Source organism: Burkholderia sp. Tr-20390 (assembly GCF_017104595.1).
Taxonomy (GTDB): domain Bacteria; phylum Pseudomonadota; class Gammaproteobacteria; order Burkholderiales; family Burkholderiaceae; genus Burkholderia.
Map to the genome: position 1 here is coordinate 1 of NZ_JAAGPC010000272.1, position 8,449 is coordinate 8,449.

Annotated in this window: 8 protein-coding genes and 1 pseudogene; 1 reads left to right on the forward strand and 8 read right to left on the reverse strand. The window is 65.1% G+C overall.

The features are described from left to right. From G3N98_RS40065 to G3N98_RS36875, 8 genes and pseudogenes are all read right to left on the reverse strand, one after another. A pseudogene (locus G3N98_RS40065) lies at positions 1–205 on the reverse strand (pilus assembly protein); the annotation flags it as partial. After that, positions 198–1,565, reverse strand: coding sequence for a CpaF family protein (locus G3N98_RS36845; RefSeq protein WP_089472665.1), 1,368 nt, complete (start codon positions 1,563–1,565; stop codon positions 198–200). The pseudogene G3N98_RS40065 and the gene G3N98_RS36845, both read right to left, overlap by 8 nt. A 3-nt stretch (positions 1,566–1,568) precedes the next feature. Beyond that, positions 1,569–2,849 carry a fimbrial protein gene (locus G3N98_RS36850; protein ID WP_089473244.1) on the reverse strand — a complete coding sequence of 427 codons (1,281 nt, stop codon included), beginning with the start codon at positions 2,847–2,849 and terminating at the stop codon, positions 1,569–1,571. A gap of 45 nt (positions 2,850–2,894) precedes the next feature. Then, positions 2,895–4,229 carry a type II and III secretion system protein family protein gene (locus tag G3N98_RS36855; RefSeq protein ID WP_206150877.1) on the reverse strand — a complete coding sequence of 445 codons (1,335 nt, stop codon included), beginning with the start codon at positions 4,227–4,229 and terminating at the stop codon, positions 2,895–2,897. Between the two features lie 66 nt (positions 4,230–4,295). Then, positions 4,296–5,207 (reverse strand): Flp pilus assembly protein CpaB, encoded by a 912-nt coding sequence (gene cpaB, locus G3N98_RS36860; RefSeq protein ID WP_089472663.1) that lies wholly within the window; start codon positions 5,205–5,207, stop codon positions 4,296–4,298. 85 nt (positions 5,208–5,292) lie between these two features. Continuing rightward, positions 5,293–5,763 carry a TadE/TadG family type IV pilus assembly protein gene (locus G3N98_RS36865; protein WP_089472662.1) on the reverse strand — a complete coding sequence of 157 codons (471 nt, stop codon included), beginning with the start codon at positions 5,761–5,763 and terminating at the stop codon, positions 5,293–5,295. Continuing rightward, positions 5,760–6,260: a prepilin peptidase gene (locus tag G3N98_RS36870; RefSeq protein ID WP_089472661.1), complete on the reverse strand. Its 501-nt coding sequence runs from the start codon at positions 6,258–6,260 to the stop codon at positions 5,760–5,762. Before G3N98_RS36870 ends, G3N98_RS36865 begins: the two co-directional genes overlap by 4 nt. 82 nt (positions 6,261–6,342) lie before the next feature. Continuing rightward, complete coding sequence (locus tag G3N98_RS36875; protein WP_089472660.1) at positions 6,343–6,513, reverse strand: Flp family type IVb pilin; 171 nt, start codon at positions 6,511–6,513, stop codon at positions 6,343–6,345. Between the two features lie 677 nt (positions 6,514–7,190). On the opposite strand from G3N98_RS36875, the gene G3N98_RS36880 reads away from it, so the two are divergent. Continuing rightward, a partial coding sequence (locus G3N98_RS36880; RefSeq protein WP_206150878.1) for a collagen-like triple helix repeat-containing protein occupies positions 7,191–8,449 on the forward strand: 1,259 nt, incomplete at its 3' end.

Genomic DNA, 8,449 nt, shown 5'->3' on the forward strand with positions numbered 1-8,449 from the left:
TGCCGGGCGCGGGCGCGACGTTCGGCGCCGGCCGCGCGTCGCGCTGAATCGCACCCGCCGCCCGCGCGGCCGGCTCGATGCGGCTATCGATGAAGCGCTGCACGTCGGCGCGGCCGCGTTTCGCCTCGCCATGCCGCCACAGCATCAACGCGGCGGCCACGCAAAGCAGTGCCATTGCAAGCGCGCCGGCCATCAGGCTATACATTGAAGCCCCCGCCCCCGCGACCGAATCCGCCGCCGAAACCACCACCGCCGCCGCTACCGCCGAAGCCGGCAGCCTGCAGTGACTGGCGGAAGCGTGCGAGCTTCGGCGAATGCGGATGAATGCCGAGCGACTCCCAGTTGTCGACCTCTTCGCCCTCGGGCGTCACGCGTGCTTCGTAGCGATACAGTTCCTGGGTCGCGATGATGTTGTCCGACAGCCCGGTCACTTCGGTGATCGAAAGAATCCGGCGCCGGCCGTTCGACAGCCGGCCGATCTGCACGATGAAGTCGATGGCATTTGCGATCTGCCGGCGCAGGCTCGATTCCGTTCCCTGGAAACCCGCGAAACCGGCCAGCATCTCGAGGCGATACAGACACTCGCGCGGCGAACTCGCGTGGACGGTACCCATCGATCCGTCGTGCCCCGTATTCATCGCCTGCAGCATCTCGAGCACCTCGCCGCCGCGCACTTCGCCGACGATGATGCGATCCGGCCGCATCCGCAGCGTATTGCGCAGCAGGTCGCGGATCGTCACGACGCCGTTGCCGTCGAAGCCGCCCGGGCGGCTTTCGAGACGCACGACATGGGGGTGATTCAGCGAAAGCTCGGCCGTGTCCTCGATCGTCACGACCCGCTCGTGCTCGGGAATGTAAAACGCGAGCGCGTTGAGCAGCGACGTCTTGCCGGAGCTCGTGCCGCCCGACACGAGGATGTTGCAGCGCGCCTCGACCGCCGCTTCCAGCAACGTACCGATTTCCGTATTGAACGTGCCGTTGGCGAGCAGGTCCGCCGGTTTCAGCGGGTCCTTGCGGAATTTCCGGATCGAGACGACCGGCCCGTCGATCGACAGCGGCTCGATCACGACATTGACGCGCCCGCCGTCCGGCAACCGCGCGTCGACCATCGGATTCGATTCATCGAGACGTCGGCCGATCGGCGCGAGGATACGGCGCACGATCCGCAGCAGGTGCGCGTTGTCGGTGAAACGGATCGGCAGCTTCGCCAGGATGCCGTGGCGCGACACGTAGATGTCGTTGTAGCCGTTGATCAGGATGTCCTCGACGTGCGGATCGGCGAGCAGGTCCTCGATCGGACCGAATCCGGCGAGCTCTTTCGTCAGCGCCTCCGCAATCGCCCTGACCTCGGTCTCGTTCAGGGGAATGCGCCGCAGACGCACGAAGCTGTCGATTTCCAGATCGACGAACTGGTTGATCGCCTGGCGCGACCAACGGCCGAATTCGGCGCCGAGTTCCTCGATGCGCGTCAGCAGATGCTCGTGCGCGGCATTCTTGATGTCGTGAAACTGCTGCGACTGGGAGAACGGCGCTGCGCCGTCGGCAAATTGGATGTCGTGTGCCATCGCTTACGATCGCCTGGACGAAGGTTGAATGAAACGCTTCAGGGCGGACAAGCCCAATGCGGTGCGCTGGCCCGCGGAAACCGGGCCGGCCAGTCGATCTGCGAGCGGCTCGAGGGCACGCACATACGGATCGCGTTCGGCCGTATCGACGATCAGCCGCCCCTGGTTGGCCGCCTGGCCGATTGCCACGCGACGCGCCGGCAGCGTCGCCAGGTGCGAAATGCCGAGCCGTTCCGCGATCTGGGCCGGCGTCAGGCTCAGCGTCGCGTCGTACTGGTTGACGACGAGACGAATCTTGCCGATGTCGACGCCCGCATCGCGCAGCCCTTCCAGCAGGTCGACCGCCGAGACAATCGAGGCGACGCCCTGGTCGCACACGAGCCACGCCTCGTCGGCCACCGCCGTGATCTGCGCAACGAATTCATGGTTCGTGAATCCGCCGAGATCGATGATCTGCTGATCGAAGAACGCGCGCAGCCGGTTCAACAGCCCCACGCATGCGGCGTACGACACGTCGCGCAGGTCGGCGAGATTGGGCGGCAACGTGGTCAACGCGACGCCGCTCGCGTGGCGCGTCAGCGCGGTATTGACGAACGTCCGGTCAATGCGCCGCAGGTTGCGCACGGCTTCGACGAAATGGAATTCGCAGCGTGTGTTGAGGAACAGCGCACTGTCGCCCGCGGGAAGCCCGAGATCGACCAGCGCCGTCTGCCGCGCGTGAGGCGCTGCGACGCCGAATGCAGGCGTGCCGCCTTCCGGGTCGGCCGAACCCATCCGCTTGTGCAGCCACACGGACAGATTCGAGGCGAGCGTGCTGACGCCCATCCCCGCGCGTGCGCCGAGCAACGCGACGACTTTGCCGTGCCGGTTGGCCGGCTCGGTGCCGGTATGCTCCAGCAACCCGCGGGTGATCCGCAACGCATCCTCTGCACTACCGGACACGTCGATGAAATCGCGTACGCCGGCCCGCAGTGCGGCCAGCGCGCTTTCCGGCTCCGAGAGCGTGCCGAGCGCGACGACCGGCAGGCCCGGATGGGCCAGCCGTACGGCAGCCGCGGCAGCGCTCGCCGCGCTGTGCGCACGGGAAAAATCGATGAAGACGATCGCTGGATTGAGCCCCGTGATGCGCTGGCTCAGCGCGCCCGGTTCGAGCGACAAGGCTTCCACCGTGCCGGCCGACACGAGTGTCTCCCCCAGCCAGCGGGCATGCTCGTCCTGCTGCGAGGCGCACACGAAATAATCGGTCACGGCAGGCTCAGCCAACGATAGGGTTCTCGCGTTCATGTTGAACACCCCCGGTTACATATCGCGCGACATCTCGTCCCGCATTCATTTCGAAAATCCGGGCGCCGCATCGGGTGATGCGATACCGCCAAGATACGACCGCCACACCGCACCATCGCGCTGTTCGGACAGTTCGCCCGGCGTGGTCGGCAACGGCGCGCCCTTCGCGATCGGCGCAACAAGATGCGGCGTCACGATGATCACCAGTTCCTTGTCGTTCTGCTGATAGTTCAGCGACTTGAAGAAGGCGCCGATGATCGGCAGGTCGCCCAGGACCGGCACCTTGTTGATGTTCGACATCGTTTCGCGGTCGATCAGGCCGCCAATCACGAAGCTTTCCCCGTCGCCGAGCTCGACCGTGGTGTCGGCGCGCCGAGTCGTGATCGCCGGCACCGAGACGCTGTTGATCGTGACGCCATGCTGGAAGTCGAGCTGGCTCGATTCGGGCGCCACCTTGAGTGCGATGCGCCGCTGGCTCAGCACGGTCGGCGTCAGGGTCAGGCCGACGCCGTACTGCTTCCAGTCGATCGCCGTCGAGCCGAGCGCCTGCGGCACCGGCACGGGAATTTCGCCGCCGGCGAGAAAGCTGGCGCTTTGCCCGGACAACGCCACGAGGGTCGGCTGCGCGAGCACACGGGCCAGATTGTTCGCCTCGAGAATCGAAATATTGCCGAAGATGCCGCGCCCCGCCGAATTCACCACCAGGTTGAACGCGGACGCGATCGGAATGCCCCCCGTCGCCTGGAATGCCCCCGTCCCCCCGCCGGTCACCGACTGGAGACCGCCCGGCGAAAATGCGCCGAAAGCGAATCCGTTGCTCTGCTTGAAGAAATTCAGCCCCGCTTCCTTCAGCACCGAACGGCTGAATTCGACGACCCGGACGTCGACTTGCACGACGTTCCGATTGCCGACCGTCGACGCATCGATCACCGCCGCATCCTTGCCGCCCATCCGCTTGCCGACGGCAACTGCCCGCTCGTGCGCGTCAAGCGACGCTGCCGCGCCCGACACGACTGCCGCACCGCCATACGCCCTCACGGACGGTCCCGCGCCGTCCAGCACGGCCTGTGCGGCTGCATCGACGACATTGACGTTCCACACGGTCGGCTCGTCGCGACCGCGCTCCCACAGCATCACATTCGTCGAACCCGGTGCCTTCGCAACCAGCAGCACATTGCCGGCGCGACTGCCCTTCATGACCAGCACGTCGACGACCGACGGATCGCCCACCGCGATCCGCTGCAGCGTGCGGCCGGTAGCGACCTGTCGCTGCGAGCCGACCGCCAGATCGATCGACCCGTTTGTGCCGGCAGCCCCGGACAACACGGCGAAGGTCATGGCCCAGATGGCAATCGCGTATGCAATCAGTTTTTTTGTCATTGTGTCGGAGACCGTCATACGGCCTTCTCCCTTCCGTTACTGCTGTCGATGACCGTGTTTAGGTTGTCAATAAGCGACCGTTTCGGTTCGCCCACCCCGAATCACTTCAATGCTGCTCCCGCCTTCGCGCGCGACGATCGGTGCGCGCGGCGCACGCGCCGGCGCCTGCACGCGGGGCGCATTGCGTGCCCGCCCGCCTGAAAGTTCATCGAGCCACACGCCGGCGGCCGCCTGCCCGGAAGGCGTCAGGTCACCGGCCGTGCGGATCGCGACCGTCTGCGTCGCGACTTCGTCATCGCGCGGATTGCGCAGTGCCAGCGTCAGCCGGCCGCTTGATTCCGCGAGCGTCAGCGCATCGACCTGTGCCGTCGGCACGGCGAGCACGGCGGTCCGTACCGCGCCGCCCGGGCCGCCGCTGCCGTCACGATCGGGCGTCGCGTCGCCGAACGACAGGATCCGCAGCTTCGACATCAGCAATCGCGCCTGTGAATTGGGAATTTCCGAGCCGGTTTGCGCCATCCCCGAGTTGTCGCGCCGCAAATTCAGGAACACGTCGACAAAGTTGCCGGGGCGCAACCGGTTTCCGACCGCATTCGTCTCGTCGACCTTGATGGCCACCGCCCGTTCGCCGGGCGCCACCTGGTTCGCCAGCCCCGACGTCAAGCCGCCCTCGACGACCGGCGCGGCGGCAAGAATGTCGTTCGCCGGAATACGCCCGACGGGCAGCGACGGATCGCTGAAGCCGCCGGTCGGCATCATGGGTGCCGAAGCCAGCTTCAGGGCATCGGCCGGAATCGGTTGACCGGCCGGCAGCAGGCGCGTCGCCACGACCACCGGCACCGTCTGCACCATCGCGACGGCGGGCGCCGCGGCCGGCGGATGGGCCGGCGCGCGGCCGAGCATCCACGCATAGATCCCGAGCAGCACGGCGAGCGCAATCAGCAGCCCGGCGATGATCTTCGTCAAGTTGTTGCCCATGGTGAATGTCGAGTGCCGTAAATGTTGTTATGTCGATATGCGAACGCCGCTTGCACCTGTTACCGCGCGCTGCCCGGCGTCCGTTTCATAAAATGGTTGCCGGGTTGATCTGGACGGTTGCCGTGCCGGTCAGCTGCGTCGGCGTAACGAGTCCCAGCAGGGGCAGCGACGGAACCAGCGGGCTGGTCTTGTACGGGTACGTCACCGTGACCGTCACGCAATACATGGTTGCGTCGTAACTGCATGCCCCCGACACCGGCGTCGGAACCTGAACGTTGGCCAGCCACGTCGTGAGCCCGACCGCCGTCGACTGTGCCGCCTTCGCCCGGTCCGTCAGCGCCTGCGCCCCCGACCCGTTGGACTCGTAGACATAATTCAGCGCCGTACGCGCCCCTTCGGTCGCAGCGAGCGTCAAGCCCTGCTGAACGGCGAAGATCAGCCCGTACGTCACGATCGCGTACATGATCAGGAAGAACAGCGGAAACACCAGCGCGAACTCGACCGCCGTCGCCCCGTGCTGACGCCGCCACGACCGCGGCTGGCACTGTCGCTTCATTGCACTCCCCCGGTAACGACGAGATAGGCCAGCCATATCGCTGCAGGCGCGACGAGACAGGCCGCATACGGCGTCGCCCGTCGCGCACCAAGTGCGAATGTCGGCGAACCGCGCGACCACAGCGCGCCCAGCGGCGTATGGGACAGCGTCATCAGCGCGAGGACATGTATACCGGCCACCAGGCTGGCGACAACCCACAGCCACGGCAGTATCGACAAACCGCACCACGCGCCGAGAACCGCGAACACCTTCACGTCCGCCGCGCCCATCACGCGAAATGCAAAAAGCGGGAAAAAGCTCACGAATCCGACGAGCATGCCGACCAATGCCTGCTCGACTGAAATACCGAACGGATTTGCATTGGCCAATGCACTGGCAAGCGCCGCCAGGAGTCCGACGACGACAAGCGCATTTCGAACAAGCCGAAATCGAATATCACCGGCGGCAACGAGCGTCGCCCAGGCAAAAAAAATGCTGGTGCTGAGAAGATGTGCCATATCGCAATCGACCGACCATGTCGACGTAAGGGCGAGCGGGCCGCGAAAACGGACCGCTCACCACCCATCGAACTACCGAGGATCAGCCGGTCGGCAACGTATTGGCAATCGTGGTGAACAGCGCCGAGATCTTGGTACCGATAGTGGTGACGCTACCGATGATCAAGGCCGCAATCAGACCCGCAATCAGACCATACTCGATCGCGGTAACCCCGTCTTCTTCCCGAAGGAAGCGAATCATCATTGCTTTCATTTTATTCCTCGTGCCTGTATTTACGTTCTTTGGCCTTTTATACGTATACGTCCCCGCATATCTGGCCCTTGCCCCGCGCTGTTCGCCACATCTGCTGTAACGACAACCGGGTGCGCTTTCTTTATAGATTGCCCCGAGGGGCATGGCTCAACATTTGATGCAAGTTAACATTCGCGATAGTGACCCTCCTCGAACGTTGTGTACCGAACCGTACATTTCCTTACATCTGCTCCGGATTCTATCTCCGATCCTATTTAACTTCCAACCTCTTTTAACGGCTTGGATAGAAAAAAATGACCAGGAGCACAACGTATTTGTACGGCGTTTCGGTACGACTTACACATAGGATTTACGATAGGTTAGATGTGCACACCTAATCCACCAGTAAAACAATTGCCTCGTCCACCAAGCCTGCGCGGCCCCCACGTTACGCCGCACGCGTAACGCCAATGTTGTGACGTTACGTTACGAAACGCGCGAAACCGTTCTCATTCGTCTGTCCTTAAACAGATTCAACAATCTTTCAATTTCCATAACCTCCTTTTCCGACAAGGAATTGCCCCGTTTAAAACCTGTTGTCGAACCGTCGGGCATCGAAATGGCACGACAGTTGCAGAGTAGTCCGCGCACCACTCAACACAACGAAGTTCACAACACATTTTTAATGCGAGGACGAAATGGACATTAAGGTTATCCCTCATGGCGTGTTCCGGACGACTCTGATCGCGGCCACCGTTTCAGCCATGCTTTCCCTCTCCGCGTGCGGCGGTTCCGGCTCCATCAGCCAGGGTCTCGGCGGCGGCTCGAGCTCGGGCGGCGGCGATACGATCTCCACCTCCGGCACGAGCGGTACTTCGGGCACGAGCGGCACCAGCGGTACCTCGGGCACCAGCGGTACGTCCGGTACGAGCGGCACCTCCGGCACCAGCGGCACCTCGGGCACGAGCGGCACCTCCGGCACCAGCGGTACGTCGGGCACGAGCGGGACCTCGGGGATGTCGTCGAACCCAGTGGGAACTGTCCTCGCAAGCAGCAGCAACATCCTCACGAGTGCCGGCGGGACCGTCTCGGGCCTCGGCTCCGTCATCGCCAACCAGTCGCTGCCAGGCGTCAACCCGGCCACCACGCAAGCCGCGGGCGGCATCGTGCAGAGCGTTGGCGGCGCCGTGACCGCACTCGGCAACGGCCTTGGCAACGGTCTCGGCCAGCTTGGCGCGACGAAGGATCCGCTCGGCACCACGCTCGCCAGCACGGGCGGCGTGGTCAACCAGCTCGGCGGCGCGGTCACGCAGACGGGCAACCTGGTCTCGAGCCTCGGCAGCGGTCCGCTGACGCCGCTCGCACCGGTCACGGGCGCCGTCGGCGGCCTCGTGTCGACGCTCGGCGGCGCCGTATCGAACGGCGGCACCACCCTCACCAACGCACTGTCGACCGGCCCGATCCAGCAAGTCACGCAGACGGTCAGCTCGGCCATCACGCCGATCACGACGATGGTCGGCCAGACGACCCAGACGATCGGCACCGCGACCGGCCTCGGCGCGCCCGTCAACACGCTGCTCGGCACGGTCGGCAACGGCCTGAACCAGGCCGGCGCCCTGCTCGCGTCGGCGGGCGGCAACCCTGTCACGACCGGCCTTGGCAACACGGTCTCGTCGACGGGCAACACCGTGAAGGCCGTCGGCGGCCTGCTCACGGGCGGCAGCGGCGGCGTGACCAACCCGCTCGCCCCGCTCACGGGTCTCCTCACGACGGTCACGGGTACGCTCGGCGGCGCAACGGGTGGCGCCAGCAGCCCGCTCGCCCCGGTTACCGGCCTCGTCTCCACGGTCACGGGTGCGCTCGGCGGCGCAGCAGGCGGCGGCAGCGGCCCGCTCGCTCCGGTCACCGGCCTTGTCTCCACGGTCACGGGCGCACTCGGCGGCGCAGCAGGCGGCAG

What these genes read in the sequence shown, in the direction of transcription:
- G3N98_RS36845 (WP_089472665.1), bottom strand. Translation starts at nt 1,565, where the DNA reads ATGGCACACGACATCCAATTTGCCGACGGCGCAGCGCCGTTCTCCCAG.
- G3N98_RS36850 (WP_089473244.1), bottom strand. Translation starts at nt 2,849, where the DNA reads ATGAACGCGAGAACCCTATCGTTGGCTGAGCCTGCCGTGACCGATTAT.
- G3N98_RS36855 (WP_206150877.1), bottom strand. Translation starts at nt 4,229, where the DNA reads ATGACAAAAAAACTGATTGCATACGCGATTGCCATCTGGGCCATGACC.
- cpaB (WP_089472663.1), bottom strand. Translation starts at nt 5,207, where the DNA reads ATGGGCAACAACTTGACGAAGATCATCGCCGGGCTGCTGATTGCGCTC.
- G3N98_RS36865 (WP_089472662.1), bottom strand. Translation starts at nt 5,763, where the DNA reads ATGAAGCGACAGTGCCAGCCGCGGTCGTGGCGGCGTCAGCACGGGGCG.
- G3N98_RS36870 (WP_089472661.1), bottom strand. Translation starts at nt 6,260, where the DNA reads ATGGCACATCTTCTCAGCACCAGCATTTTTTTTGCCTGGGCGACGCTC.
- G3N98_RS36875 (WP_089472660.1), bottom strand. Translation starts at nt 6,513, where the DNA reads ATGAAAGCAATGATGATTCGCTTCCTTCGGGAAGAAGACGGGGTTACC.